The following is a 26,358-nucleotide window of genomic DNA, read 5'->3' as shown; positions in this document are numbered from 1 at the left end:
GTGCGGGAGCGGGCAACTCGCGTGCGGGAGCGGGCAACTCGCGTGCGGGAGCGGGCAACTCGCGTGCGGGAGCGGGCAACTCGCGTGCGGGAGCGCGCAATTCGCGAGCCAGAGCGGGCAACTCGCGTGCGGGAGCGGGGGACTCGCGGGTCGGTCAGAGCAGCAGCGGTAGGAGGGCGTGCCTGCGGCGCAGGACGGCGCCGTAGCGCGCATCGAGCCGGAGCCACGAGTCGGTGGCGGCCACCCGCACGATGTCGCCGGCCAGCGACGAATCGACGAAACCCATGCCGGACAAGGCGAACAGGCACCGCATGGGCACCTTCACCTCCAGGCCGCCGGCCGACACCGTGAGCACGGTCTGATCCATCAGCGAGGCTGGCGGCGTGCCCTGCGGGCCGACGTTCTCCCGCGCCAGCGCCACACCGCGATCGGCGAGATCGGCGACGATGCTGGCCGGGAGCGTGTCCACCGGCTGCCATCCGGTGGTGGTGATCGGCAGTTCGGAACGCCACAACAGATCCCGCGGCGGCCCCGGATCCATGGTCTCCCCTGGCGTTACCGTGAGCGCGGCCAGCAGCTCGCTGCCGGACACGGTGACGTCCGCCGGACTGACCTGTCCCTCGACAGCGCGGGTGACCAGGACGTCGAACGGGGTGGCCACCCAGGCTTCGAGAATGCCGGCAGTCCGCATCCGCAGCCGCACGACCGCGTTGCCGTCGAGCCGGACCGCCCTGGCGATGAAGGCGGCCAGCGTGTCGCGGTCCGCGGGGTCCGGGATGTGTAGCTCCGTCACGGCTGTCCCCCGGCGGGAATGCGCGCGCCGAGAAAGCCACGCTCGGCGTCGGTGAGCCGGCGCGGCCGCGCGGCACCGAGGTCGTAGGGCGCGAGGGTGGTGCGCGCCGTGACAGCAAGCGTGTCCACTTCGGATGGTCCATTATAGACATGATAACCGAGCGTGAAGGAAGCGCTTTTCAGCTCGTTCAAGGTGATCTCCACCCGCACGTCCGTACCGTTCACGATGATCGGTGACCGGTATTCCACCGCGAGCCGTACCACGACGATACCCTTCGCGAAGTCGCCGAGCCCCTCGGCGGAGGCGTCGTCGAACAGCAGTGGCACACGCGCCTCTTCCAGCAGCGTCACCAGGTTCGCGTGGTTGACGTGACCGAACGCGTCCATGTCCGACCACCGGGGCCGGACCAGTGTCACGTACGCACCCATCGTCAGCGCACCGTACTGCGGATCTGGCGGGCGGCGACGGACAACGTCGCGAGATCGAGCCTGCCGGCTCGCTCGATCTCATCGAGCGTGACGCGAGCACGCGCGAGGCGCGAGGCGTTCGCCTGCTCCCACTGGGCGATCTTGTCCTCGGCGGGGTCCTCCGAATCGCTGTGCCGCAACGCGTCCAGCGTGATGGCCCGCAACGAGGAGTACAGATCATCTCGCAACGCCAGCCGTGCCAGCGCATGCCACCGATTGCCGCGCTCCAGCGCGTTGACCGATGTGAGCATTCGCTCCAGACCAAGGTGGTCGGACATCGCGTAGTACAGCTCGGCCGTTTCGACAGGGCTGCGCTCGGTGTCCAGTCCGACCTCGCGCTCCGCCAGTTCTGCGACCTCGGTGACGTCGAGCAGCGAGTAGCCGTAGAGCAGCACCGAGATCCGGGTCGCGAGCTCAGCGGGCACGCCGTGCCCGATCAGACGCTCCGCCTCGACGCGGGCGGCCTCGACTTCCTGGCCCCGCAACAGGTCCCCGAGCATCGGCATCAGCTGGCCGACGGTCCCGCCGAACCGTGCGATCTCGGCGCCCACAGCGAGCGGCTGCGGCCGGTTGGTGAGGAACCAGCGCGAGGCACGGTCGAGCAGCCTGCGCGTCTCCAGCGCCATGTGGTCCGCGATCTCGGTGGGCACAACGTTGTCGAGCGCCGCGATGCTCTCCCAGAGCGCGGGGAGTCCATAGACGTTGGTGACAACAGCGAAGGCCCGGACGGCGTCGGTGGCGGTCGCGTTGAGCTCCTCGGCGAGCCGGAACGCGAACGACACACCCGCACCGTCGACGACTTCGTTGACGAGCCAGGTCGTGGTGATCTGCCGGCGCAGCGGGTGCCTGCCGATCGCCCCGCCGAAGCGCTGCCGGAGCGGTGTCGGGAAGTACTCGCCCAGCCGCCGGGAGAACACCTCGACGTCGGGCAGCTCACTGGCGAGCAGCTCGTCCTTGAGGTCCAGTTTCACATGCGCGAGCAGGGTCGCCAGTTCCGGCGAGGTCAGCCCGAGTCCCGCCTTGGCAAGGCGCGCGAACTCGGCGTCGCTCGGCAGCGCCTCCAGCTCCCGGTCCAGCGCCCCCTTGGACTCCAGCGCCGAGATCTGGCGGCGATGCACCGACAGCATCGACTCGGCGTGCGCCCGGCTCACACCCAGCACCGTGTTCTGCCGGTAGTTGTCGGCCAGCACCAAGTCACCGACCTCGTCGGTCATCTCACCCAGCAGCTCGTTGCGCTGCTCCTGGCGCAGCTCCCCGGTGTCGACGAGGTGATCGAGCATGATCTTGATGTTGACCTCGTGGTCGGAGCAGTCGACCCCCGCGGAGTTGTCGAGCGCATCGGTGTTGACCTTGCCGCCGTGGCGGGCGAACTCGATGCGGCCGCGCTGGGTGAGCCCCAGGTTGCCGCCCTCGCCGACCACCTTGACCCGCAGCTGCCTGCCGTTGACCCGCACCGCGTCGTTGGCCTTGTCCCCCGCATCGGCGTGGGTCTCGGTCTCCGCCTTGACGTAGGTGCCGATGCCGCCGTTCCAGAGCAGGTCCACCGGCGACAGCAGGATCGCCTGCACCAGCTCGGCGGGCGACAGCTGCCTGACGTCGCTCGCCAGCCCCAGTGCCGCACGCACCTGCGAGCTGATCGGAATCTTCTTGGCACTGCGCGGGTAAACGCCACCACCCTCGCTGATCAGCGAGCGATCGTAGTCGTCCCAGGACGAGCGCGGCAGTTCGAACAATCGCTTGCGTTCGCGGAACGAGGTGGCCGCATCCGGGTTCGGGTCGAGGAACACATGCAGGTGGTTGAACGCCGCGACGAGCCGGATGTGCTCGGACAGCAGCATGCCGTTGCCGAACACGTCGCCTGCCATGTCGCCGATGCCGACGACCGTGAAGTCCTGGCGCTGTGTGTCCACGTCCAGTTCGCGGAAGTGCCGCTTGACGCTTTCCCAGGCACCCTTGGCGGTGATGCCCATCGCCTTGTGGTCGTATCCCATCGAGCCGCCGGAGGCGAAGGCGTCACCGAGCCAGAAGCCGTAGCTCGTGGCGAGCTCGTTTGCGATGTCGGAGAACGTCGCGGTGCCCTTGTCGGCAGCCACGACCAGGTAGTTGTCGTCGCCGTCGTACCGGACGACGTCGGCTGCCGGGACCGTGCTGCCTTCGATCAAGTTGTCGGTGAGGTCGAGCAAGCCGGAGATGAACATGCGATAGCACGCGATGCCCTCGGCCAGGTTGGCTTCGCGATCGACGCCGGGATCGCCGGTCCGCGTGGGCGGGCGCTTCACCACGAAGCCACCCTTCGCCCCGACCGGCACGATCACCGCGTTCTTCACCGCCTGCGCCTTGACCAGGCCCAGGATCTCGATGCGGAAGTCCTCCAGCCGGTCCGACCAGCGCAACCCGCCACGTGCGACCGCGCCGAAGCGCAGGTGCACCCCCTCCACACGTGGTGAGTACACGAAGATCTCGTAGGCAGGCCGTGGCTCGGGCAGGTCCGGCACCTGCTGCGGGTCGAGCTTGAAAGCCAGGTATGGGCGGGAGGCACCATCCGGATCGTGCACCCAGAAGTTCGTGCGCAACGTGGCGACGATGACGGCCATCAGCCTGCGCAGGATGCGGTCCTCGTCGAGGCTTTCCACCGCGTCGATCATGGTGTTGATCTCGGCGATCTGGGCGTCGACCCGTTCCGCGCGCTGCTCGTCACCCTGTTCGAGCCCGAAGCGTGTCTCGAACAGGCCGACCAGCGCCGTCGCGATGTCGGTGTGCGCGAGCACTGCGTTCTGGATGTACTCCTGCGAGTACGGCGTCCCGGCCTGCCGCAGGTAGCGGGAGTAGGCACGCAGTACAGCCACCTGCCGCCAGGTCAGTCCGGCCCGCAGCACGAGGGCGTTGAACCTGTCGACCTCGCAGTCACCGCGCCAGGCCGCGGCGAAGGCATCCTGGAAGCGCACCCGCAGGTCACGTTCCACGGGCCGCACCGCCCCGGCCAGTACACGCGGCTCGACCCGCAGGCCGAAATCGTAGATCCAGGACCGGGTGCCGTCCTCGCGCGCCAGCTCATAGGGACGCTCGTCGACGACCTCCACGCCCATCTGTTGGAGCAGCGGCAGGACCGTGGACAGCGTCACGCCTTCACCGAGCAGGTAGAGCTTGAAGCGGCGCTCGCCGGCCGCACCACCGTCCGGCAGGTAGAACGACATCTGCAGGTCGTCCGGACCGCGCAGTGACTCCAGTAAACGCAGGTCGGTCAGCGCGGTCTTGGCCGTGAAGTCCTCCTTGTAGGACTCCGGGAACACCGCGGCGAAACGCTGGCCCTGCTCGGTGGCCGATTCCTCACCGGCGAAGGTGACCGCCTTGCCATCGCCGGCCCGCACGCGGCGTTCCGCGAGGATGGCCTCGACCATCAGGTCGTCCCAGCTGCGCACGGCCTCGTTCAGCCGCTCCTGAATGCGCAGCGTGTCCGGTTCGACCGTGCTGGCCGGATCGGTGTGCACGGTGAAATGCACCTGCGCAAGCAGCGTCTCGCCGAGTCGGGTGCCGTACTCGAGGTGGGTTCCCTCGAGCTCTTCGAGCAGGACCTCCTGCATGGCCAGCCGGGACCGGGTCGTGTACCGGTCACGTGGCAGGAACACCAGGCAGGAGTAGAAGCGCCCGTAGGGGTCGCGACGCAGGAACAGCCGCAGCCTGCGCCGGTCGGCAAGCGTGATGGCACCGGTCGCGGTGGCGTAGAGCGAGTCCGTGTCGGCGGAGAACAGGTCCGCACGCGGCCAGTTCTGCAGCACCTCGAGCATCCGCTGCCCCGAGTAGGACTCCATCGGGAAGCCGGCGCGGTGGATGACCTCGCGCACACGACGCTCGACCACCGGGATGTCCAGGACGTCCTCGTGTAGCGCCGAGGTGGTGAACATGCCGAGGAAACGGTGTTCACCGGTGACGTTGCCGTCGTCGTCGAACGTCTTGACGCCGATGTAGTAGGGGTAGATCGGACGGTGCACAGTGGACGGTGCACTGGCCTGGGTGAGCACGAGCAGAGTCGGCGCCAACGCCTGTGCTGCCGTGTCCGGCCCGGCGGTGAGACTCCGCGCGGCGAGGCTGTCCTGGCGCAGCACCCCGAGACCCGAGGCCAGGACAGCCCGCAGGGCCGGTTCGCCCTCCTGCGGGCCGCTGACGAGTTCGTAGTGCCGGTAACCGAGGAAGGTGAAGTGCCCTGCGGCCAGCCACCGCAGCAGGGCGGCGCCGTCGCCCACTTCTTGCGACGACAGCGGTGGCGGGCTCAGCGTGAGCCCGTCGGCGATGGCGCGGGCCGTCTCGATCATCTTCTGGGCGTCCTCGACGACTTCCCGCACGTCGCCGATCACTGTGGTGAGCCGGTTATCCAGTTCGCGAGCCCGATGCGGGTCGCCGATCGAGTCGATCTCGAGGTACATCCAGGACTCTGCCGCGGCGCCCGGCGGCGGATCCGCCGCGTCGGCAAGCGGGTACACCCCACGCAGCTGACCGGTGACGTCACGTTCGACCACGACGATCGGGTGCACGATCCGCTGGACCTGCACCCCGCTGCGGGACAGCTCGGCGGCGACCGAGTCCACGAGGTAGGGCATGTCGTCGGTGACGAGTTGTACGACGGTGGCCTCCCGGGTCCACCCGTCCTCAGCGGCAGTGGGATTCAGCAGCCGCACCGCCGGCCTGCCGGGCACCCGCTGCTGGGCGAGCTCGAGGTGGGAACGCACCGCGCCGACGAGGTCGACCGGGTCGTCGCCGATGATCTCCTCGGCGGGGATGAGCCGGTAGTACAGCCGGATCAAGTCGGCGATGTCCGGAGCTTGGGCAGCGGCGGCAGCGACCAACTGGTCCCGGATGTGCTCCGGACTGCGCGACCGTAGCGCTGTCAACCCGTCCTCAGGTCCCGTCTCCGGCCGAGTCGAGACACCGGTCGAGCTCATGTCAGGCAACGCAACTCTCCACTCATTGGCCTTGACACCACGATGTGCCGATCCAACGTTTACCTTACTGTGACTAGGCAAACCGCCCCTGCCGCAGGGCCGTACCACACCCGGACCGGTGGTCAGGCCTCGCGGCGGTGGCCTCGGCCGTTCACCCGGCGCGGCGTGTCGTGGCTGTCGTCGTCCGTCGCGAGCTGCTTGACCAGTGCGGACGCGCTGGACGTTCCGGCCTGGTGCTCGGCGAGCGCTCGCGCGAGCAGTTCGGCGAGGCCGGCGTCGGGTGGCGGATCGTCGAGAGGTATCCCGAGATCAACCGGAGCAGGCTCTGTTCGGACGGGTTCTGGTTCCGGTCGGTCCGTGCTGAAATCGGAGCCGAGGTCCAGCGGGGCCAGTGAGGGTGGCAGGCGCAGCCGCGGCAACCACTCGTAGGTGTCGGAAGGCGCGAAGGCGCTCTCGGCGCTCGCCGGCGTGGTTTCGACGCGCGCCTCGGGCTTCTGGCCTGTGCCAGGCGCTGTGGCGGTTGCTGGTGCCTTGTCGGCCTGCCGCTCGGTCCGGACGTGGTCGTCGTCCTCCGCGGCGCGGCGGCGACCGCCGCTGCCGGAGGCGGCGATCCCCAGCCTGTCGAGTACCGACCGTGCCGCGACCGAACCGTGCTCGGAGTCGTGCCTGGTCTTGCGGGACGGCATCCCGCCGACCTGCTCGGTGCGCTCGGGCTCGACGGCGATATCCGGCACCACGGCAAGCGGCTGCGCCACGAGCGCGGGTTCCGGCTCCGGCTCCGGTTCGGGTTCCGGCTCCGGTGGGAGGCGCAGGATCGGCAGCACGACCCGTGGCTTGGGCGGTGTCGGCGGTGGTGCGGGTGCGGGCTCCGGCTCGGTCCTGGCGACAGGCACGCGAGCGGCCTGAGGCTCAACGGCGGGCGCCGATTCGGCCTGAGGCTCGACCGACGGGGCCGGCTCAGCAGCGGGTGCCTTCGCGGTGGTGGACTCCGCTTCCGGCCGCTCCGGTGTGGCGGGTGCTTGCGCGGCCGTGGCGACGATGTCGGCGAGATCGACCGGAGCCTGTTCTCCCGTGCCGAACTCTCCCGTCAGCAAGGCGCGCGCCTGGCTCCGGCACCGCGCGTGCCGGTGCTCGGCGGCACGCGCGTTGTGCAGGCACTGGATCGCCTCCGTCGGCGCGCCGATCCGTTCCTCGACACCAGCGAGTTCCAGCCACAACCGCGCGGACAGGGCATGCAGTTCATGCCTGTCCGCGCTGTAGAGCGCGTCGCGCAGCATGCGCGCCGCAGCGTCGGCGGAGCCGCCGTGCAGCAGCACGCGGGTGGCGAGTGCCAGGCGGAGCCATCCTGTGGGCGCGACACCAGCAGCACGCTCGGGCTCAGCCAGAATCGGCTGCGCTGCCTCCAGTGCGAGCTCGCCGTCGCCGCGATCGAGCAGTGCGCAGACCAGTTCGAGCACGAGCCGCACGCGCGCCAGCCCGCCGTCGGTGTTCTTGTCCTCGATGTGATCAAGGAAACCGATCCCCGTGCGCGCCGCGTCCGCCGCACCGACCACGTCGCCGTGCCGCCGGCGATGCGCCGACATGCTGACTCGGACAAGGGCCCTGGCCAGCAGCTTGTCGTCGCCGGTCAGGGTGTCGTCACCGGAGATCAACCGGTCACCCTCGATGAGCACCCGGTCGAGCTCAGCCTTGCGGCCGAGTGTGCCGAGGCAGCCGACGAGGTGACACAGTGCGGTCGCACGCTGCAGCGACGACAGGCCATTGACAGTGAGCACGGGTCGCAGGATGGCCAGCCCGGTCAGCGGCGCGCCCACGCTGCGCGCGCAGACGGCGAGATCGGTGCGCAGTTGTGCCGCCAGCACGGGCTCACCGGCATCCTCCGCCGCACGCAGCGCCGCGACGGCCCGCGCGACAGTCGAGGCCCGATGCCCGAGTCGTACCCGCGCCTGGACGACGACCGTCTCCGCTCGGATCCACAGCTCGTTCGCCCCTGCCGCCTCGGCGAGCGAGGACGCTCGCTCGCCGAGGACCAATGCGAGCTCCGGGGCACGGAGCTGGAGCGCCGCGGCCTGCTCGACGAGGTCCGCCAACGACGTCAGTCCCTCGTCAGCACCATTAGCACCATTGCGAACAGCGGGACGGCGGCCATTGGCCGCGTTACGGCTGGCGTGTGTACTGGCTACCACGGGGACTCCGCTCTGTGAGGGCTATTCACATTTCAGCAGACGGCGATCGCCAGGGGCTACCCGGCGATCGCCTACCGTGACAACCCAGGGATCCGATTCGACACGGTCTTGCCTCCGGCGTGCTCGCCCAGTGCTCGGTGACGTTTCTCGTCAGTCGCGGGTGAGCTTGCGGTGGGTCACCCGGTGCGGCCGGGCGGCCTCCAGGCCCATTCGCTCGACCTTGTTCTTCTCGTAGCCCTCGAAGTTGCCTTCGAACCAGAACCACTGAGCGGGGTTCCCGTCGTTGCCCTCCCACGCGAGGATGTGGGTCGCCACGCGGTCCAGGAACCACCGGTCGTGCGAGATGACCACCGCGCATCCCGGGAACTGTTCGAGCGCGTTCTCCAGGGAGCCCAGCGTCTCGACGTCGAGGTCGTTGGTCGGCTCGTCGAGCAGGATCAGGTTGCCGCCCTGCTTCAGCGTCATGGCCAGGTTCAGGCGGTTGCGCTCACCACCGGAGAGCACTCCCGCCGGCTTCTGCTGGTCGGGCCCCTTGAAGCCGAACGCGCTCACGTACGCACGCGACGGCATTTCGGTCTGGCCGACGTGAATGTAGTCCAACCCGTCGGACACCACTTCCCAGACGGTCTTGGCCGGGTCGATCCCAGCACGCTGCTGGTCCACATAGGACAGCTTGACGGTCTCACCGATGCGCACACTGCCCTCATCCGGCTGCTCGAGACCGACGATCGTCTTGAACAGCGTCGTCTTACCGACCCCGTTCGGGCCGATGACGCCGACAATGCCGTTACGCGGCAGCGTGAAGGACAGATCATCGATCAGCAGCCGGTCGTCGAAGCCCTTCTCGAGATCTTCGACCTCGACCACCACACTGCCCAGCCGCGGGCCCGGCGGGATCTGGATCTCCTCGAAGTCGAGCTTGCGGGTCTTCTCCGCCTCGGCCGCCATCTGTTCGTAGCGCTCCAGACGTGAGCGGGACTTCGTCTGGCGGGCCTTGGCGTTCGACCGCACCCACTCCAGCTCGTTCTGCAGCCGCTTGGCGAGTTTGGCGTCCTTCTTGCCCTGCACCTCCAGCCGTTCGCGCTTCTTCTCCAGGTAGGTGGAGTAGTTGCCCTCGTAGCCGACGACCCGTCCGCGGTCGAGCTCCATGATCCACTGCGCAACGTTGTCCAGGAAGTACCGGTCGTGCGTCACGGCCAGCACGGCACCCGGATAAGTCGCCAGGAACTGCTCCAGCCACAGCACGCTCTCCGCGTCCAGGTGGTTGGTGGGCTCGTCGAGCAGCAGCAGGTCGGGCTTCGACAGGAGCAGCTTGCACAACGCCACACGGCGTCGCTCGCCACCCGACAGGTGGGTCACCGCCTCGTCCCCCGGGGGACAACGCAGCGCATCCATGGCCTGCTCGAGTTGCGAGTCCAGCTCCCAGGCGTCGGCGTGGTCGAGTTCCTCCTGCAGCTTGCCCATCTCGTCCATGAGGGCATCGCTGTAGTCGGTGGCCATCTGTTCGGCGATCTCGTTGAAGCGATCGAGCTTCACCTTGATCTCGCCGAGCCCCTCCTCGACGTTGCCACGGACGGTCTTCTCCTCGTTCAGCGGCGGCTCCTGCTGGAGGATGCCCACGCTCGCGCCGGGCTGGAGAAAAGCCTCGCCGTTGCTGGGCTGTTCGAGTCCCGCCATGATCTTGAGGACGGTCGACTTACCAGCACCGTTCGGACCCACCACGCCGATCTTCGCGCCGGGGTAGAACGCGGTGCTGACATCGTCGAGGATGACCTTGTCCCCGACGGTCTTGCGCACCTTCTTCATGGTGTAGATGAACTCGGCCATGCAGCGATGGTAGAGCGGTCCCGACCGCACCCTGACGCCGGTCACCATCCCCGCACTACCCGTAGACTGACCTTCCAGAGCGTGATGGCTTCTGTACAGTGCGCAGTTACCGACGGTTCAGGTCAGGCCGCGGGCAAACGCTCCCGCTCGCGCTCCACCACCGCGTCGGTCAACGCCGGATCAGCTGGCTCACCTCCCTTCCACGACAGTGCCGCCTCGCCTGGCGGATCCACTCCGCGGGCGAGCCGGCGAACCGACGCCGTGCACCAGGAGAGGTTGGGGCCGATGGCGAGTGCTTCCAGCTCGGGTACTGACCGAGGCTGTCCATCGACCTCGTACTGGCTGCTGTACAGCCGGCCGCTCACGATCACCGGATCGCCCTTGTTCAGCGACAGCGCGACCGCGTTCGCCATGCGGCGCCAGCAGGTCACCCGCACGGCGAAACCACGACCGTCCCGCCACTGCCCCGTTTCCTTGTCAAAGCGGCGCTCGTTGCTGCGCAGCCAGAAGCTGACCACGTCGTCCCCGCCAGAAGTCCGTCGCTGGGAGAGCTCACTACTCACGTTGCCGACGATCGTCAGCAGGGTCTCACCGATAGCCATTGCCGTCCCTTCACCGTGGTTCGCACTTGGTGCCTCCAGGCTGCACCCCTGCGGCTGCCGGGAACGGCTTCGCTCGAAATCTGTGGACAACTCGTCGCGACATGAACAACTACCGCGAAATCCGGCGGAGCACGCCGAAAATGTCGGTGCCCTGTGCTAGCGCCCAGTCACGACTGAGGTTCCTTGTGCTCCGAGAGTTGCTTGAGCATCGCGTTGTAGGCGGCCAGATCCTGCTCTCCGGTCGCTTCCTCGCGGCGGTCCCGCCGGCGCGCCTCGCGCTCGTCGGCGCGTGCCCACTGAGCCAGCAGCGCGATCATGACCAGCAGCACAGGCAGCTCGCCGGACGCCCACGCGATGCCGCCGCCGAGCCGCTGGTCGCTGAGCAGGTTCTCCACCCATGGCAGCCGGAGCGAGCGATAGAAGGTGTCACCGATCACGGTCTGCATGTTCATCAGCGTCACACCAAAAAACGCGTGGAAGGGCATCGACGCGAAGACCAGCCCGAGCCTGCCCAATGGCGGCAGCCGCCGCGGCGCTGGGTCCACCCCGATCACCGGCCAGTAGAAGATGTAGCCCACGAGGAGGAAGTGGGCGTTCATGGCCAGGTGCGCCCAGTGGTAGTTCAGCGCGGCATCGAACAGTCCGGAGAAGTACAGGCCGTAGAACGAACCGACGAAGAGGAACAGCGCGACAACCGGATGGGTGAGCACTCGCGCCACCGGCGAGTGCACGAAGGCGAGCAGCCATTCGCGCGGTCCGGGCGGTGCGTCCTTGCCCGCGACCGGCAGCGCGCGCAGCGCCAACGTTACCGGCCCGCCCAGCACGAACAACACCGGCGCCACCATCGACAGCAACATGTGGTTGACCATGTGCAGGCTGAACATCGCCGGCGCGTAGCGGCCGATGCCGGACGACGTCGCGAGCAGCAGCACCAGACAACCCGAGAGCCAGGCGACCGTACGCCCAATGGGCCAGGCGTCACCCCGGCGGCGCAGCCGCCGCACACCGACAAGGTAGAGGACCGCGAGCACGATCGCCGCCGTGCCGTAGATCAGGTCGAACCGCCAGGCAGTGAACATACGCATGAACGTGGGCGCGCCGCCCAGGTCGTAACCGAGGAGCAGCTCGATGGTCGACGGCTGCACGGCCGACCGCGGCGGGGGCGTACGCGACAGCACTGTGGCGAGACCGAGCGTCGCGAACATGATCAGGACCTCGACGGCAGCCAGCCGTACCAGGCCTCCCCTACCCGCGCCCTCCACCAGGCCGCGAACGTTGCGCTGCCGCTGCTGATGCCCGAACACACCGAGCACCAGCAACGCGACTACCTTGCCCAGGACGAGCAGGCCGTAGGTGCTGGTCAACAGCTGATCGGGTGCAACGCGGACGAGCGCGTTGATCACTCCGGAGGCGGCCATCACCACCCAGCTGACAAGCGCGATCTTGGAGAACCGTGTCGCCGCGAGCGGAAGGTGGTCACCGCCCCGCCGGGCGTGAGCGAGCAGCGCGATCAGCCCGCCCACCCACAAGGCTGCTCCAATGAGGTGAAAGAGCAGGCTGTTGGTCGCGATGTCGTGCGAGCCACCGCTCGCCGAGTGACCCGTGACGGCCACGGGGACGAGTCCGCCGACGGCGAGGAAGAACAGCGTCGTGGTCCAGCCCCACGACAGGACGAGCCGGCAGCCGAGTGCGAGAAGCAAGGCGATCAGCGCGGTGATCAGCCAGGCTTTCGGCTGCTCGATGGCCCCGACGAAGTTCAGCAGCACATCGGGTCGCAGCACCTCGCTGATCGGCCGGCCCGCACCGTCCGCGGCCGTGAAGTAGACGGACGCGATCGCGAGAACGAACCACACCCACGCGGCGATGCCCGCGGTGCGCAGGGCTGCGTATCCGTCCACTGCCAGGGTGCCGGATTTCTGTGGTGGCACGAGGAAAGCCGCCAGCAGCAGCGAACCAATGCACACGGCAGCCGTGGCGTCAACGGCGACGCGGACGACCGTGATGCCGTATCGGGTGACGATTCCGGGGTCGGTCAGGCCCGCGACGACGTAGCTGACACCGCCGGTGAGCGCCACGAGCCCGACGGCGATGACGATGCCGAGCAGAGTGCCGATCGCCAGTAGCGGCGCCATGCCGGCCCGGTTGCGGGGCACGACGTCGTGGACGGGATCGACTTCGGTTGACACGCCTATGAGCGTAGGACGCCCACGTTCACCGCACGTCAGGGGACCACACGCACTTCGTGCCGGGCCGCGCGCTCGCGTGCGACGAAGCGGGCCGCGGCCACCGCGGCGGGCGCGACGACGGCAGCCACCACCCCCGCCACCACGAACGACACAGACAGCGACGTGAGCTGGGCGATGCCACCGATCACCGGCGGACCGGCCAGGAATCCGGTGTAGGCAATGGCCGTGACGAATGCCACCTCGCGTTCGCCACCGGTGTTGTCCGGCCGTTTGCCCGCCTCCGCGGCGAGGCCGAGCGTGAGCGGGAAGCACGCGGCAAGCCCGGCACCGGCCAGCACGAAGCCCGCGTAGCTCACCGCGGGAAGACCGATCAGCGCGGCGCCAACCAGCCCCGTTCCCGCGCAGGCGGCGCCGGCGACGAGCATCCGGGTGGCGCCGAAGCGACGCTGTGCCCAGGACCCGGCGAGCCGGGTGAACGCCATCGCCAGCGAGAACCCGGCGTAGGCGAGTGCTGCAGCACCTTCGCTCGCACCCTGTTCGCTGACCAGGAGGAGGGCCGACCAGTCCGAGCTCGCTCCCTCGGCGATCGCCGAGCACAGTGCTATCGCGGCCAGCAGCCACAGCGCGGGTCGGCGGATGGGCGATGCGCCCTTCTTCGCCGGGGCGACCGTGGGCTCGGCCTGCGGCGCGATGCCAGGCACCGACCGTACGACAGCGGCGAGCAGCACGGCCCCCACCAGCACGGCCACGACGAAGTGGCGTAGCGGCGACCAGTCCTGCGCTGCGGCCAGCGCCGCGCCGCCCGAGCCGGCGAGCGCGCCGAAGCTGAACCAGGCGTGGAAGAGCGGCATCACCGGCCGGCCCTCCGCGCGCTCCACCGCGACGCCCGCGATGTTCATGGAGACGTCGAGAGCGCCTGTGGAAGCGCCGAGGCCCACCAGCGCGACGGCCAGCCACCCGACCGACTGGGCGGCTCCCACGAACGGCAGCACCACGCAGACGGCCAGTGCGGACGCCACGACCACTGCCCTGGCGCCGAAGCGCTCGACGAGCCGTCCGGACAATGTCGCCGAGATCAGCATTCCGACGGCGGCGCCCAACAGCGCGAGGCCGAGCGGGCCCGGCCCCACCCCGATCTGTTCACTGATAGCGGGTGTGCGTGGTGCCCACGAGCCGAGAGTCGCACCGTTGAAGGCGAAGATCGTGATCACCGCGAACCGCTGCACCCCAGTCCCCCTTCTCGCGAAATACCGTCCCCAGCATCTCTTAAGCGCTTCAGATGACGCAAGCCGCCTAGACTGCCCGGGTGGCCAGCAGGCAGCGAAGGCATCCGACACTCGATGACCTCGCGGACGCGGTCGGGGTCTCCCGCACCACCGCGTCGAACGCCTTCAACCGGCCTGATCAGCTGTCGGAAGCACTGCGTCAGGAGATCCTGCACGCGGCGAAACGGCTGGGCTACACCGGACCGGACCCGGTGGCACGCAGCCTCGCCACCAGACGCGTGGGTGCGATCGCGTTCATGCTCGATACCGGGCTGTCGGCAGCTTTCTCGGATCCCGCGCTGTCCATCACGCTCGACGCGCTCGCGACCGAGGTCGACGCCGAGGGTCACGCCCTGCTCCTGCTGCCGGGCGGCGACAACGGCGGGCCGCGCGCCGAGCGAGTGCTCACGGCGCAGGCCGATCTCGCGGTGGCCTACTCGCTGGCGGATGACGCGCCGGCGCTGCACGCGGTCCGCGACCGGGGACTGCCTCTGGTGGTGATCGATCAACCACACGTGCCGGGTGCGGCGAGGGTGAGCACGGACGACCGGGGTGGAGCCGTGGCCGCGACGCGGCATCTGCTCGGACTGGGCCATCGGCGATTCGCGGTGCTGTCCGCGCAGTGCCTTTCGGAACCGCGGAACACCGTGCTGAGTGTCGAGGAGGCGATGCGCAGCCGGTTCCGCGACAACCGCGAGCGGCTCAGCGGGTATGTCGACACCCTTGCCGCCGCGGGCATAGCCGCGGCCGAGGTGCCCGTGTTCGAGACGTCGGGCGCCTCACGTGAGCAGGCGACGCAGGCGGCGGTCGCGCTGCTGACACGACGGCCACGGCCGACAGCGCTGCTGTGCATGTCGGACGAGCTCGCCCTGGGCGCGCTGGCGGCGGCGCGCCTGCAGGCGCTGCGCGTACCTGCGGATCTGTCGATCGTGGGCTTCGATGACACACCCCCGGCGGCCTGGTCGGAGCCTGCGTTGACGACCGTGCGCCAGGACCTGGGCCGCAAGGGCGCGCACGCCGGTCAGCTCGCGCTGCGACTGTTGGCGGGCAAACGGCCACCGTCGCCGGTGACGCTCCCCGTGGAACTCGTTGTGCGCGCCTCGACCGGTCCTGCACCCGAATAGCACCTCGCGACCCTCGCCACAACACCGTTCTTGCACATGTGGACAACGACTACCCATTCGGGCGCCATTCAGCTAGTTGTCCACAGATTCTCAATCACGGGCTGACATTCCCTCCCGCATTCGCCATCGTGGAATCAGCACATTCCACTCCAACCGAATCACCTGAACGACTGGGGGAATCACGAATGCTTTCCACACTGCGCTCCCGTTTTCCGCGCGTGATGCTGCTGGCCGCACTGGCGACGCTCCTCACCGGCGGCGTGGCCCAGGCCGAGGGCGACGCCGGTCAACCAGCGCCGCCTCCCGAGTTCAGTTGTGACCTGGGAGAATTCTGCGCGTGGACGGGCGAGTTCTATGGCGGACAGATCGTACGGTTCGATCTGCGCAACACCAACCCGGAAGAGTGCGTACCACTGCCCGAAGGCGTCGACGCGCGTTCTTTCGGCAACAGGATCGATCGGCACGTCACGGTTTATCAGGACCGGAATTGCGCCACTGAAGGCGATTTCAGCACGTATCCGGGACCTGGCACATTCGTTCCTCAGGGACCGTATGTCGTCCGGGCGATCCAAATCTGGAACTAATGCCGGCCAGGGTAACCGGCGACTGAGCCGGGCGGGCCGGTCCGCATGCCGGGGGAACGCGTGCGAACCGGGCGCCCCGGGGTCGTGACCCCGAGCACGGCCCCGCCACGGGTGCGCTGCCAACACATGACAGCGCGCCCGTGGATCCCTGCCAATACAGCCGCAGAACAAGAAATCTTCTCACCTGGATGAGGCGTACACCACCGAGGTGGGTGAGAGGTGAAACGCTTCGCTGGTGTCCGACGATCAGGAGAACAGTGGTGACTAAGCTGGTGCCGCGTGTGCCAGCAGTCGCCACTGGGCCCTCGTAGCTCAGCTGGATAGAGCAAGAGCCTTCTAATCTCTAGGTCGCAGGTTCGAGTCCTGCCGGGGGCACTGCTCCCCTGGTCACAGCAGTGACCAGGGGACATACGCACTTCACGCCCATGCTTAACCCATACTTTTGGGCGGGACGATCGTCGGGCGAGCAGCGAGCGCGGGACCTGTCGACTCCCCCAACCACGCCTCGTTCCATGTACTTGTCCTGGGCGGTGCTCACCTTCTCGTGGCCAAGGTAGTCGGCGATCTGCCGAGCCGTCAGGCCGGCACCGTCGAGCATGCCCGCGACGTAGTGACACCAGTCGTGCGGATGCAGGCCCTCGAACGGCGTCCCCGCGACCACACGCCGCATGTACTTGCGCGTGTTGTCTGGGTCACGCAGCGTGCCGCGCGCGAATGGGACGACCCAGCGGGATTGCGACTCGGCGTGCCTGTCGACCAGATCCCATCGAGCGGCGTCCTCCGATGCGTGAAACAGTCCCAGCACGGCACCGGCAGTCTTCGGGTTCACGAGCCGCCCAGTCTTCTGCTTCTTCTTGCCGAGCGCTCCGATCTCCCGCACCGGGTTCTCGTCCAACGCATCGTAGCGAACAGCCAGGCTGCAAATGCCGGTCAGCACTGCCCGGGCCTGCTTGGCGGCGCCGCCACCGTTCTTGTCGCGTACCGAGGTCAGAAACTCGATTCACAATCGAGATACGAAGGTCGACGAACCGGAGCTGTGACAGCGGGTCTTTCAGGTAGCGGTTCCACGCACCTCGGTAGTCCTGTTTGGTGCGGAATGCCTTGTCGGAGCGCTCCAATTCCTTGAACCAGATCGCGGCCCCGGCTTCCACCTTTCCGGGGTGATCTCCCCATCACGAGAGATCCGGACACGGTCGCGGAGAGCCGCCAGCAAGTTGTTGGCCGCCTTGACCTTCGTCGGACCAACACGTTCCACAGGCCGGGTAATGCCGTCGTAGTGAGGTGCTGTTGATCTTCCGGACACGACCGTCTATGAGCGCAAGAGGCTCGTGAAGCAAGAAGGCAGCCACACACACCTTGACGAGCTACTACCGGCCAGAACACGTGGAAGACACGCCGATCGTCGACCCGAAGCCGGGAACGGCCACCCCAGGCGGCGGCTTCGCTGTACTGACCATGCAAGGTCTGGAACCCGACCACATGACGGAGACGTTCCACGCGAGGATGCCGACGCCGGCGGAGGCCGAAGAACTGGAGCTGCCCGCAGGCGAGCCCGTCGTGGTCCTGCACCGCACCACCTTCACGGCCGACGACGTGCCGGTGGAGTTCGCCCGTGGCATCCACTCAGCCTCGCGCTTCTCCTGGACCTACAGCTTCAACATCCCCGAATAGAGCGGAACGCCCGTGCCACCACCCGCGCCGCGATTCCCCGCGACCTCTACGCCGACGTCGAAACCCTGTGGCGCTACCACCGTCTCGATCAAGAGCTGCGCCCCGTGGACATCGCAATAGGACTGGGCAGTCACGACGGCGGCGTGGCCGTCTACACGGCGGAGCTGTACCGGCAAGGGCTCTTCCCGCTCATCGTGTTCACCGGGGCGAATGCGCCCACCACGATTAGCCGCTTCCCGCGTGGCGAAGCCGTCCACTTTCGCGAGATCGCGATGGAACACGGCGTGCCAGGCTCCGCCATCCTGACCGAGACGAAGTCGCCCACCACCGTGGAGAACATCAACTTCACCCGCGAAGTTCTCACACGCGAAGGCATCGCGCCAAAGTCTGTCCAGCTTACCTCGCGGCCGTACCAGCAACGCCGCGCACACGCCATCGCCGTGAAGCAGTGGCCGGACGTCGATATCATCTGCTCAGGTGCGCCGAACGATCTAGACACCTACGTCGCCAACATCGGCGAACCAGACCGCGTGGTCAACATGCTCGTCGGCGACACCCAACGCCTCGAACTCCAAGGCCAGTCAGGCGAGATTGACCCACAGCAGATCCCGACCGACGTCCACAACGCCTACCAGCGACTCATCGACGCCGGATACACCAGCCGCCTCATCCCAGCTCGCTGGCCGACCGAGCCCGGCCCAGCCGGTGTGTTCAGAGTCGCGCGTCCGCGAGTCTTTGCGTCAGCCGATGCCCAGGAAGACCACGAGCCCACGGCCGATCTGCGTCATGGAGAGGTCCGACAGCGACCCGATCCGCTTGCCCAAACTCGCCCGAGGGATCGCGGTGACCTTGTCCAGCATGATCCGCGTTTCCTCGCTCAGACCATTGACCCCATCCGGCGCAACCACGACACGGAACAGCGGCGCCTCTGTCTTGTTCGTCGTGAAGGGGCACACCACCACGGACTCCATCGCAGCAAACGCGTCACCCTGCACGATCACTACCGGCCGCGGTTTGCCCGTGTACGCGCCCTTAGCCGCCGCAGTCCAGATCTCCCCGCGATTCACTCGTCGTCGCCAAGCGAGTACGCCGCAGCCTCAACCCACGCCATATCATCGGCTTCACCCCCGCTCCGCGCCACCGCCTCCGACTGCGCACGAGCAGCCTCAGCAAACTCCGGCGACGACGTATCCGGCACCCAAATCTGAATCGGGCGCAACCCCTGCCTGCGCAACCGCGCACGGTGAGCCCGCACCCGCGCCGCCGCATCCGACCTCGAACCCATACCCCCAACGTTACATGTAACACCCTGGGGAAACCACCGTGTTCAGAGTTTCTTTACTTGTTCAAGGCGGCCCCTGCGGGGCCGCTGGCCTGCAGCTCTCTTGCTCCGGCCGAGCCTGCGCGGGGCGTGCGGCTGGCGCCGGTCCCCGCGCATCGGCCGGAGCCGAGGCAGGCCAGGGGGCAGAACATGTCCTCGCCGGACGGGCAGGCTCCGGGATGGCCAGGGACCGTAGCCTCGGTGCGGTTGGCAGGGTGGGCGCTTGGTGGTCATCCCGTCGCCTGACCTGATGGCTATCACACCGAGCCGGAACCGCGAGCCTGGCAAGTTCGGCCGGCAGTGGGCGAGCACGTCGCGGCCCCGACACGGCGTGATCGAGACGCCATCAGGCGACGGGATGACCACTAAGAGTGTGTCTCGTTTGGTTCTTTCCGGTTGGCCTGCAATGATCTTGAGCTGTGATCGACTCGCTGTCGCAACGGCTGGTGCCTGATGAGTTGTGGGCGTTGGTGGAACCGCTGATCCCACCGGCAAAGGAGCGCCCGCAGGGTGGCGGCCGTGCGCGGACGGATCCACGGGCGGTGTTCACCGCGATCGTGTTCGTGTTGACCAGCGGCTGTGCCTGGCGGCATCTGCCGCCGTCGTTCGGGGTGTCGGTGCCCACGGCGCATCGGACGTTCACCGAGTGGACCGAGGCCGGGCTGTGGCGACAAGTTGCACCAGGCGGTGTTGGACGAACTGGGAGGCCAGGGGTTGATCGACTGGTCGCGCGCGGTCCTGGACGGAGCATCCGTCAGGGCCAAAAGGGGGGCGGTCTGACCGGTCCGAGCCCGGTCGATCGCGGCAAACCCGGTTCGAAGATCCACGTGCTGTCCGACCGGGCCGGCCTGCCCCTGACTGTCGGAATCTCCGCGGCCAACACCCACGACAGCCACGCGTTCAAGCCTCTGGTCAACGCGTTACCGGCGATCCGCTCCCGCCGGGGACCCCGGCGCCGGAAACCTGCCAAGTTGCACGCCGACAAGGCCTATGACATCCCCGCCCTGCGCGACTGGCTCCGCCAGCGCCGGATCATCCCGCGCATCGCCCGCAAGGGCATCGAATCCGCCGACAAACTCGGCAAACACCGGTGGGTGATCGAACGATCCATCGCCTGGCTAACCGGCTACCGGCGGCTGACACTCCGCTACGAACGCAAACCCAGCCACTACCTCGCCTTCCTCACCCTCGCCGCCACCATCACCTGCTACAAGAAACTCGCCAAATGAGACAACGTCTAAGCGGCGGGTGGAGGCACACTGGCAAGTTCTCATGCAAAGTCAGCGACAGCGCAAAGAGCCTTGTCGTGACCGTCACTGTCGATCCAATACTTCAGTGTTTCAATATCTGACTCTGGATTGAACCATTGTACGTCACCCAAGAGACTGTAGTCCTGCTGTAGTTCTGAAAGAACGCGCCTTTGTTTCTCATCAAACGAGAATACTGCAATTTTAAGAAATATTGCAGCTTCGGTAATGTGTATATCTTTCAGAATCACATTTCGCTTCTCTTCCTGGGTAACATTTGTCGCCACGGCCGACCGCAAGTCGGAAATTCTTCGATCGCGTTCTCTTCTCACTCTGCAACGCTGCTCCATCATAACCAGCCACCGGGTCATAAAACGCGTCGCGTGTCGTTTCCATTCGTCCTGAAGGTTGGGCGTCATGCAGACCCCTGTGTTCCCCTCTCTCAGTCTTATGATGATGTGATGCGTTCCAGGAAGTCGTGAACTATTCGTCTCACTAACTGATCGGGCGACGCATGCATCGAGCAATATATGGTTACTCGGCTTCATTTGAAGTCGCCTCCTGGACCGCGCTCAGGAAAGCCCAGTCGGCTTCGTCTGCGACCTCATCAAAGTCCACCGGCCAACCGCCAAATCGTCCGACGGAGTCGATCTCAGCCTTGTCTACTTTCGTGAACCCCGTCTCGGAGTCTCGCGAGAACCAATTCAGAGATACGTGATCTGGGCTAATTTCACCCTTGGCGATCGAGGTTTGCACTGCCCGCAGAAGGAGGGAGCTGTGTGTTTCTACGACAACTCGAACACCTCGTTTTGCTGCCGCGACCAAGACTTCCCCGAGCCTCGTTTGAGCTTTGGGATGCAGATGCGTTTCGGGCTGCTCTATGTAGACGATTTGGTTCGTTCTTGCAGCGTGAAGCGCTACTAGTATGGGGAGCGTCTGACTCACACCGAATCCAACGTCGGCAATACTGACAAGATCGTTTGCTCCGCCAGCCTGCGCTGATGGCATTCTGCCTACTAGGAGCTCGAGCCGTACATCGTCGATGCGCTGAGCTTTGACTTTCCAAGTCAGGCCCAAGTGTCGAAGGTCATCGCTTAACGCTGCTAGTTTCTGCTTGCCCGAACCGTCACTGGATCCCCATTTATGTATCACACTGGCGACGTAAGACTCCATTGTTCCAGGGTAACTCAAGCCTGCTACGGAACTATTGTAAGTACGCTCGGGATTCCCGCGTAGGCCGGGCACATGGATGATCTCTCTTAGAAACCGAGCATATTCTCGCGGCCCTAAGCCCAATTGCCCAACTAATCCGAGCACGCTCCTTCTTTCTGGGCTCGCATCAAGAAAGCAGTTGTTGCGAAAAGCTATCAGCCGGAAATTTCCTTCGGCGGTTTCAGAATCGTACGCAGCCCATCGGCGTCTTTGCTCCTCTAAAAACTCCTCCGGAAAGCGATTTGATAGGTTTCCGGAGGAAATATTACTGCCAATCTTGACTGCTATTCCGCCGTTATGGTACTCACTTTCCTCAAGATTGAGACCACTGGTGCTTGAGTAGGTGTACACGTTGCGAACGCTGGCATCGCCAATTCTTATTTTTATGCCAAGCGTATTTGAGATGTCCGTACGACTCTTGCCGCGGTTCAACCCTTGCAGCCAGGAAGTTAGCTGAACGTTTGGTCCGTGTATGAGAAGCGCGCCGGGATCAAACTGTGCCTCCACTGTCTGCTTAAGCATCAAAAATGGCTGCATGAAGCTCGATTTGCCGGAGCTGTTTGTGCCAGATATGAGAGTAAGTGGAGCGATGTCCAGCTCGACTTCCCCTCGGATGGCCTTATATCCAGAAACTGAGAGCCTTACGCTCTTGCGGGAATTCTGGCTGCGCCAGCGGGCTCGGCTGACCGATACGTCGGACACAAGTACTTCCTTCTATTCTTCGGGTCTGTCTCGGATCGACGCCTACCAGATTGCCTGGGAGGCGCGCTTCGCCCTTCTTTATCTGTAGGCCATCTTGGGAGCTGTATTAGAGCCTCCTAGTCGGCATATCCCCTTCTGGAGTGGCATGCATGCATCGTGTCGCTGCAGCGCGACCGCACGTTACTCGCGCGTAGGTAAAATGTTGACGATATGAAGTCGAATCGTGACAACACGGGGACCGAGTTGCACGTACCGATTGACGATGGCCAGCAAAGGTTGGACAGGCCCGCACCAGAGGGGCGAGGTTGGGAGGGGCAGTTGGGCGTCTGACCCTGACCGTTCGTCAGGATACTCAATACAGCACGGCAAGCGACCACCGTCGATGAGTGGGAACGCCCAGGTCAGGCCGTATGGCCGAGCGTTCCCCCAGGTCGCGATTTGCTCCGCTTCAACTCTTGAAGATGGAGGTCGGCAAAGCAGCGATTAAGGTCAAGGGGACCTCGGTTCAACAGGCCATCGTCGCTGGACTCATGGGTTATCGTGTGTACATGACTGCTGCCGCTGCTCATGACGGTCCGCAGCCGGGGCGGGATCGCTTCGACTCGCCCCGGGCCATCCGGGCTGCGCTGTTGCCCGAAGAGGTCGCAGCGTTCGACACGGCGTATCAGCAGTCGTTGCGAGATGCTTCGGAGTCCTTGAGCCTGGAGGCGCTCCAAGCGACACTGGCCAACTGGCGACGCATCGCGCGGATGACGCAGGCCGACCCTGCCGCGCACCGCAGGATGCTCCAGCAGGCCGAACGCACTCGGCAAACCGGGCAACCACCCGAGAACGCGACCGACTGGCAGCAGCTGCGGACCGAGCTGGGCGTCTGACCCTTCCGTGGCTTACCGCATCGTGACGGACCCGCAGGTCCGTGACCAGATCCGCACCCTTCCCGCTGACGCACTCCCCGCAACTGACGCGATGGGTGTCCTCGAACTGACTCCGTGGAACGGGCGGCCCTACAACGAGGCCGACCCAGACGGCTGGATGCGGCAACTCGACTTCGCCGACGAGCGCGGGTTCATCACGTACCTCGTCCTTGAGGACCAAGATCGGGTCGACGTGCTGAACGTGACCTGGTTCGGCTGATCGACGCAAGATCATCTCCACGCTTTACCCTCGCCAATCAACCGCAAACGATGGCATCCCGTGATCACCAACTATCGGACGCTTTCGGGAAGAGTGCAGGCAGCAATGCATGTCGATCATCCACATAAGACACTGGCAAACGTCCCGCCCTAATCTCTAGGTCGCAGGTTCGAGTCCTGCCGGGGCACTACCAGCGGAAACGCCGGCACAGTAGCAACCACAGCGGTTGTGCAGCAAGAGGGACGTGGATGCGGGCCATGTCGCCCGAATCCTCCCCTCGTCTGCTCAGTCTGAGGGGCCGGCTGGGAGCGCTCGCTGCGCTCGGCCCGCAAGGCCAAGACCGTCGTCGACCTGTACGTGCGGTACTTCGCAGAATGGCTCACCGCATCCGGACATGATCTCGACCGGTCGGCCATCCATGTCGGCAGCATCTCGCGGATCGCGGCCACCGGACCACTGACGGTGCCGGGTTTCTTGCTCGACGCGTGCTCGCCGACGCCGTGGCGGGTGGCCGGCCGTTCGACGTGATGCTGGCACCCACTGTGGCGCACATGATATGAACAGGATGTTCACTTTACGCTCGCAGATCGAAGTTAGGGCACTGGTATGGACATCCAGGCGGTCGACCGCGTCGGCAAGATCCTAGCCCTCTTCGGCCCGCACCGGGAGTCCGTGTCTTCGTCGGAGGCCGCCGAGCTCATCGGCCTGAACCGGACAACGACCTACCGCTACCTGTCCTCCCTTGTCGCGGCCAACGTGCTGGATCTACGGCCGGACCGCTCGTACGCTCCGGGCCCCACTCTCATCCAGCTCGGTGCGTTCGCACTCGGCCGGCGCGAGATCCTGCAGCTGGCACCGGAACCAATGGCTCAGCTGGCACGGGAAACGAGTGTCACCACGGTGCTGTCACTGTGGGGCAGCAACTCACCGGTCGTGGCCCATGTGGAAGAGCCCGAGCAGCGCGAGATCGTGGTGACCGTCCGGGTCGGCATGCAACTGTCTCCGCTGGCCGCGCAGACCAAGGTCTTCCATGCCTTCAAAGGTGACGACCCGCGGGTGCGCCGGGCCACACGAAACCTCCAGCTGGAGGATCGTGCGGCCTTCGAGGCGGAACTCGCCGCGACGCGGGAGCGCGGTTTCTCCATGCAGACCAGCCCACGCGGCATCGCCGTCATCGCGGTACCGGTGTACGACGCGGGCGGCATGGTCGCGTCGCTGGCACTGTTGAGTACCCGCGAGGTGCTCGACCTTTCGGACACCTCGTCGGAACTGCGGGCGCTGTTGAAGACCGCCGAGACGGTCTCCACCAGCATGGGGCACGCCTAGGAGCGCCCCTCCCGCCTGTCGGCGCTCGACGACACCGTCATTGTCAACGGTGGCAACGTGTCGACCTTGCCCAGCCGACCGTAGTTGGGGCCGGCCAGGCGGGCCGCCGGATCGAGCTCGAGAGTGTCGATCTTGCCGTCCTGTAACAGATCCGCTCGGATGTGGAAGCGCACCACCTCGCCGACGGTGAACTCGGCGCCGGCACGTCCGAAACTCACCACCCGCGCGAGCCTGCACTCCATACTCACCGGGACATCGAGCAGCCGTGGCGCGGCGACGACGTCACTATCGACGGTCCGCAAACCCAGCAACGCGATCTCGTCCACGTCCGGTTCCCAGGCCCGGCCGCTCTCGTGGACGGCATGCCGGAAGTCCCAGGACGGGATGTTCACCACATACTCACCGGAGTGCGCGATGTTGCGGGCGGTGTCCTTCTGCCGCCCCGCTCGCAGTCCGATGTTGACACCCACCATGGGCGGGTCGTTCGCGACCATGGTGAAAGCGCTGAACGGGGCGAGGTTGAGCTCGCCCCCCTCGGCTACCGACGTGATCCACGCGATCGGCCGCGGTACGACGACACCGGTCAGCAACCGGTAGGCGGTGTTCGCGTCGAGCGTGGCGGCATCGATTGCGACGTGCTCGGCTCCGCTCATCCCTGGTATTCCTCGGCGCTCTTGCGCACGGCGGCTGCATCGAAGCTGTTGATCTTGTCGATCAGTGAGTTGTCGTACAGGCTGTCCACCGCAACCGGTTGGTCGATGAGCTTCGCGGCAAGCAGGTAGTTCACGCCGGCCTCCAGTGCAGCCGGGTCGAGCTTTCCATACGGCTCGTCGTCGGCGCCGAGGTTGGCCAGTCGCGCCTGGAGCACCTTCACGCCGCTGGCAATCGCCTCGTCATCGCTCAGTCCGGTCGGGCGTGACTCCGGGTGGGACCGGTAGAGGATCGTGATCGCCGCCTTCGGGTTGGCCGCGCTGAACACAACGCCCTTGGCGACCGCCCTGCCGATCTTCTCGTACAGATCCGGGTCGCTCTCGAGGTCCGCTGCCCGCGCAGCGAGCCCGCCACTGGTCAGGTTCTCGGCTCCGGGCACCTCGATCGGCCGGAGTCCGATGCCCTGGTTTTCCAGCAGCTGGAACGAAGTGTCGAGCAACGCGACAGCGTCGACCTGCTTGTTCTTGATCGCCGTGGCCTGCTGGGCGCCGGTGCCGATCGCGATGAACGTGACGGAGTCGGCGGGAACTCCCGCCTCTTCGAGACCGATCTTGGCCTGCGTCACCGAGGCACTCGCCAGCGAGATCGCACCGACCTTCTTGCCCTTGAGATCGGCGATCGAGGTGATCGGCGAGTCCTCGGGGACCTGCAGGCCGTAGATGTTCTTGCGGTAGTAGGACATGAAGTAGGTCAGGTCCAGGTCCTTACCCGGCTGCCTGCCGATGACGACCGGCTCCGGGCTGACAGCGCCGGTGGCGACCTTCCCGGTGGCGATCTGCTGCGCCTGGGTGGTAGCGGAGTCGGTCAGGACCACGTTCATGTCCAGGCCTTCCTCCTGGAAGTACCCGAGCTCCTGGGACACCGCGATGCTCGCGATCCCGGCGTTCCAGGTCGGCGTGGCCAGCGTCATCGAGACCGCTCCCCCGTCAGCTCCGGATCCACTGCCACCGCAGGCGGCGAGGGAGCCCGCCAGAATGGCGGCGGTGGCGACGGTGAGCAGCGATCGCATGCGACTTTGCATGGTTGTCGTTCTTCTTTCGTTCGGGGCCTTGTGTGGCAGGGA

General features: G+C 66.3%; 23 protein-coding genes, 1 tRNA gene and 1 pseudogene. 10 read left to right on the top strand and 15 right to left on the bottom strand.

Annotation, left to right across the window (positions count from 1 at the left end):
* Window positions 1-154 precede the first annotated feature (154 nt).
* The 8 genes from ABZ863_RS31075 to ABZ863_RS31040 form a co-directional block, all read right to left on the bottom strand.
* A complete protein-coding gene (locus ABZ863_RS31075; protein ID WP_358542933.1) occupies window positions 155-793 on the bottom strand; it encodes a hypothetical protein in 639 nt (212 codons plus the stop codon).
* A complete protein-coding gene (locus tag ABZ863_RS31070; RefSeq protein ID WP_358542931.1) occupies window positions 790-1,221 on the bottom strand; it encodes a thioesterase family protein in 432 nt (143 codons plus the stop codon). Before ABZ863_RS31070 ends, ABZ863_RS31075 begins: the two co-directional genes overlap by 4 nt.
* A 2-nt stretch (window positions 1,222-1,223) precedes the next feature.
* A complete protein-coding gene (locus ABZ863_RS31065; RefSeq protein WP_358542929.1) occupies window positions 1,224-6,197 on the bottom strand; it encodes an NAD-glutamate dehydrogenase in 4,974 nt (1,657 codons plus the stop codon).
* A gap of 122 nt (window positions 6,198-6,319) precedes the next feature.
* Window positions 6,320-8,383, bottom strand: a complete 2,064-nt coding sequence (locus ABZ863_RS31060) for a hypothetical protein (protein ID WP_358542927.1) — start codon at window positions 8,381-8,383, stop codon at window positions 6,320-6,322.
* Window positions 8,384-8,533: 150 nt separating this feature from the next.
* Entirely contained in the window at window positions 8,534-10,210 is a 1,677-nt protein-coding gene (ettA, locus tag ABZ863_RS31055; protein WP_358542925.1) for an energy-dependent translational throttle protein EttA, read from the bottom strand.
* A gap of 122 nt (window positions 10,211-10,332) precedes the next feature.
* Window positions 10,333-10,812 (bottom strand): single-stranded DNA-binding protein, encoded by a 480-nt coding sequence (locus ABZ863_RS31050; protein WP_358542923.1) that lies wholly within the window; start codon window positions 10,810-10,812, stop codon window positions 10,333-10,335.
* A gap of 167 nt (window positions 10,813-10,979) precedes the next feature.
* A complete protein-coding gene (locus tag ABZ863_RS31045; RefSeq protein WP_358542942.1) occupies window positions 10,980-12,944 on the bottom strand; it encodes a cytochrome c oxidase assembly protein in 1,965 nt (654 codons plus the stop codon).
* A gap of 89 nt (window positions 12,945-13,033) precedes the next feature.
* On the bottom strand, window positions 13,034-14,224 hold the full coding sequence (locus ABZ863_RS31040) for an MFS transporter (RefSeq protein ID WP_358542920.1): 1,191 nt from the start codon (window positions 14,222-14,224) through the stop codon (window positions 13,034-13,036).
* A gap of 80 nt (window positions 14,225-14,304) precedes the next feature.
* On the opposite strand from ABZ863_RS31040, the gene ABZ863_RS31035 reads away from it, so the two are divergent.
* The 3 genes from ABZ863_RS31035 (at window position 14,305) to ABZ863_RS31025 (ending at window position 16,346) form a co-directional block, all read left to right on the top strand.
* The gene (locus tag ABZ863_RS31035; protein WP_358542918.1) at window positions 14,305-15,387 is read left to right on the top strand and encodes a LacI family DNA-binding transcriptional regulator; all 1,083 of its coding nucleotides are present in this window, start codon (window positions 14,305-14,307) and stop codon (window positions 15,385-15,387) included.
* Window positions 15,388-15,572: 185 nt separating this feature from the next.
* Entirely contained in the window at window positions 15,573-15,971 is a 399-nt protein-coding gene (locus ABZ863_RS31030; protein WP_358542915.1) for a peptidase inhibitor family I36 protein, read from the top strand.
* A gap of 301 nt (window positions 15,972-16,272) precedes the next feature.
* A tRNA-Arg gene (locus tag ABZ863_RS31025) sits at window positions 16,273-16,346 on the top strand.
* Here ABZ863_RS31025 and ABZ863_RS31020 read toward each other — a convergent pair.
* Complete coding sequence (locus ABZ863_RS31020) at window positions 16,315-16,908, bottom strand: hypothetical protein (protein WP_358542913.1); 594 nt, start codon at window positions 16,906-16,908, stop codon at window positions 16,315-16,317. The two genes, ABZ863_RS31025 and ABZ863_RS31020, sit on opposite strands and share 32 nt — an antisense overlap.
* Window positions 16,909-17,327: 419 nt before the next feature.
* Between ABZ863_RS31020 and ABZ863_RS31015 the strand changes: the two genes are divergently transcribed.
* The gene (locus ABZ863_RS31015; RefSeq protein WP_358542910.1) at window positions 17,328-17,642 is read left to right on the top strand and encodes a UTRA domain-containing protein; all 315 of its coding nucleotides are present in this window, start codon (window positions 17,328-17,330) and stop codon (window positions 17,640-17,642) included.
* 104 nt (window positions 17,643-17,746) lie between these two features.
* Window positions 17,747-18,082 (top strand): annotated as a pseudogene (locus tag ABZ863_RS31010) (YdcF family protein); the annotation flags it as partial.
* 300 nt (window positions 18,083-18,382) lie between these two features.
* On the opposite strand, the gene ABZ863_RS31005 reads toward ABZ863_RS31010, so the two are convergent.
* Both ABZ863_RS31005 and ABZ863_RS31000 read right to left on the bottom strand, forming a co-directional pair.
* On the bottom strand, window positions 18,383-18,643 hold the full coding sequence (locus ABZ863_RS31005; RefSeq protein WP_358542940.1) for a type II toxin-antitoxin system PemK/MazF family toxin: 261 nt from the start codon (window positions 18,641-18,643) through the stop codon (window positions 18,383-18,385).
* 62 nt (window positions 18,644-18,705) lie between these two features.
* Complete coding sequence (locus ABZ863_RS31000) at window positions 18,706-18,927, bottom strand: antitoxin MazE family protein (RefSeq protein ID WP_358542908.1); 222 nt, start codon at window positions 18,925-18,927, stop codon at window positions 18,706-18,708.
* A gap of 455 nt (window positions 18,928-19,382) precedes the next feature.
* Between ABZ863_RS31000 and ABZ863_RS30995 the strand changes: the two genes are divergently transcribed.
* Window positions 19,383-20,192 (top strand): IS5 family transposase, encoded by an 810-nt coding sequence (locus tag ABZ863_RS30995; RefSeq protein WP_358542904.1) that lies wholly within the window; start codon window positions 19,383-19,385, stop codon window positions 20,190-20,192.
* A 41-nt stretch (window positions 20,193-20,233) separates the two neighbouring features.
* Here the strand turns inward: ABZ863_RS30995 and ABZ863_RS30990 are convergent, their stop codons facing one another.
* Entirely contained in the window at window positions 20,234-20,629 is a 396-nt protein-coding gene (locus ABZ863_RS30990; RefSeq protein WP_358542902.1) for a hypothetical protein, read from the bottom strand.
* 115 nt (window positions 20,630-20,744) lie between these two features.
* On the bottom strand, window positions 20,745-22,124 hold the full coding sequence (locus tag ABZ863_RS30985; protein WP_358542900.1) for an AAA family ATPase: 1,380 nt from the start codon (window positions 22,122-22,124) through the stop codon (window positions 20,745-20,747).
* A 548-nt stretch (window positions 22,125-22,672) separates the two neighbouring features.
* Between ABZ863_RS30985 and ABZ863_RS30980 the strand changes: the two genes are divergently transcribed.
* From ABZ863_RS30980 to ABZ863_RS30965, 4 genes are all read left to right on the top strand, one after another.
* Window positions 22,673-22,999, top strand: a complete 327-nt coding sequence (locus tag ABZ863_RS30980) for a DUF6247 family protein (RefSeq protein WP_358542898.1) — start codon at window positions 22,673-22,675, stop codon at window positions 22,997-22,999.
* Window positions 23,000-23,006: 7 nt separating this feature from the next.
* On the top strand, window positions 23,007-23,258 hold the full coding sequence (locus ABZ863_RS30975) for a hypothetical protein (protein WP_358542896.1): 252 nt from the start codon (window positions 23,007-23,009) through the stop codon (window positions 23,256-23,258).
* A gap of 357 nt (window positions 23,259-23,615) precedes the next feature.
* Window positions 23,616-23,786 (top strand): hypothetical protein, encoded by a 171-nt coding sequence (locus ABZ863_RS30970; RefSeq protein WP_358542893.1) that lies wholly within the window; start codon window positions 23,616-23,618, stop codon window positions 23,784-23,786.
* A 78-nt stretch (window positions 23,787-23,864) separates the two neighbouring features.
* Window positions 23,865-24,584, top strand: coding sequence for a helix-turn-helix domain-containing protein (locus ABZ863_RS30965; RefSeq protein ID WP_358542891.1), 720 nt, complete (start codon window positions 23,865-23,867; stop codon window positions 24,582-24,584).
* Here the strand turns inward: ABZ863_RS30965 and ABZ863_RS30960 are convergent.
* On the bottom strand, window positions 24,581-25,237 hold the full coding sequence (locus ABZ863_RS30960; protein ID WP_358542889.1) for a flavin reductase family protein: 657 nt from the start codon (window positions 25,235-25,237) through the stop codon (window positions 24,581-24,583). The two genes, ABZ863_RS30965 and ABZ863_RS30960, sit on opposite strands and share 4 nt — an antisense overlap.
* Window positions 25,234-26,304 (bottom strand): ABC transporter substrate-binding protein, encoded by a 1,071-nt coding sequence (locus tag ABZ863_RS30955; protein ID WP_358542887.1) that lies wholly within the window; start codon window positions 26,302-26,304, stop codon window positions 25,234-25,236. The genes ABZ863_RS30960 and ABZ863_RS30955 overlap by 4 nt, the downstream gene beginning before the upstream one ends.
* Window positions 26,305-26,358: the final 54 nt, after the last annotated feature.

This window comes from Saccharomonospora sp. NPDC046836 (genome assembly GCF_040645195.1).
Classification (GTDB): domain Bacteria; phylum Actinomycetota; class Actinomycetes; order Mycobacteriales; family Pseudonocardiaceae; genus Prauserella_A.
The sequence above is the reverse complement of the archived record's forward strand: the minus strand, read 5'-3'. Positions and strand labels throughout refer to the sequence as shown.

Excerpts from the sequence above, each read along its gene's own strand:
- ABZ863_RS31070 (WP_358542931.1), bottom strand. The coding sequence starts at position 1,221 with ATGGGTGCGTACGTGACACTGGTCCGGCCCCGGTGGTCGGACATGGAC.
- ABZ863_RS31065 (WP_358542929.1), bottom strand. The coding sequence starts at position 6,197 with ATGAGCTCGACCGGTGTCTCGACTCGGCCGGAGACGGGACCTGAGGAC.
- ettA (WP_358542925.1), bottom strand. The coding sequence starts at position 10,210 with ATGGCCGAGTTCATCTACACCATGAAGAAGGTGCGCAAGACCGTCGGG.
- ABZ863_RS31050 (WP_358542923.1), bottom strand. The coding sequence starts at position 10,812 with ATGGCTATCGGTGAGACCCTGCTGACGATCGTCGGCAACGTGAGTAGT.
- ABZ863_RS31045 (WP_358542942.1), bottom strand. The coding sequence starts at position 12,944 with ATGGCGCCGCTACTGGCGATCGGCACTCTGCTCGGCATCGTCATCGCC.
- ABZ863_RS31030 (WP_358542915.1), top strand. The coding sequence starts at position 15,573 with ATGCTTTCCACACTGCGCTCCCGTTTTCCGCGCGTGATGCTGCTGGCC.
- ABZ863_RS31000 (WP_358542908.1), bottom strand. The coding sequence starts at position 18,927 with ATGGGTTCGAGGTCGGATGCGGCGGCGCGGGTGCGGGCTCACCGTGCG.
- ABZ863_RS30990 (WP_358542902.1), bottom strand. The coding sequence starts at position 20,629 with ATGACGCCCAACCTTCAGGACGAATGGAAACGACACGCGACGCGTTTT.
- ABZ863_RS30980 (WP_358542898.1), top strand. The coding sequence starts at position 22,673 with ATGACTGCTGCCGCTGCTCATGACGGTCCGCAGCCGGGGCGGGATCGC.
- ABZ863_RS30965 (WP_358542891.1), top strand. The coding sequence starts at position 23,865 with ATGGACATCCAGGCGGTCGACCGCGTCGGCAAGATCCTAGCCCTCTTC.
- ABZ863_RS30960 (WP_358542889.1), bottom strand. The coding sequence starts at position 25,237 with ATGAGCGGAGCCGAGCACGTCGCAATCGATGCCGCCACGCTCGACGCG.
- ABZ863_RS30955 (WP_358542887.1), bottom strand. The coding sequence starts at position 26,304 with ATGCGATCGCTGCTCACCGTCGCCACCGCCGCCATTCTGGCGGGCTCC.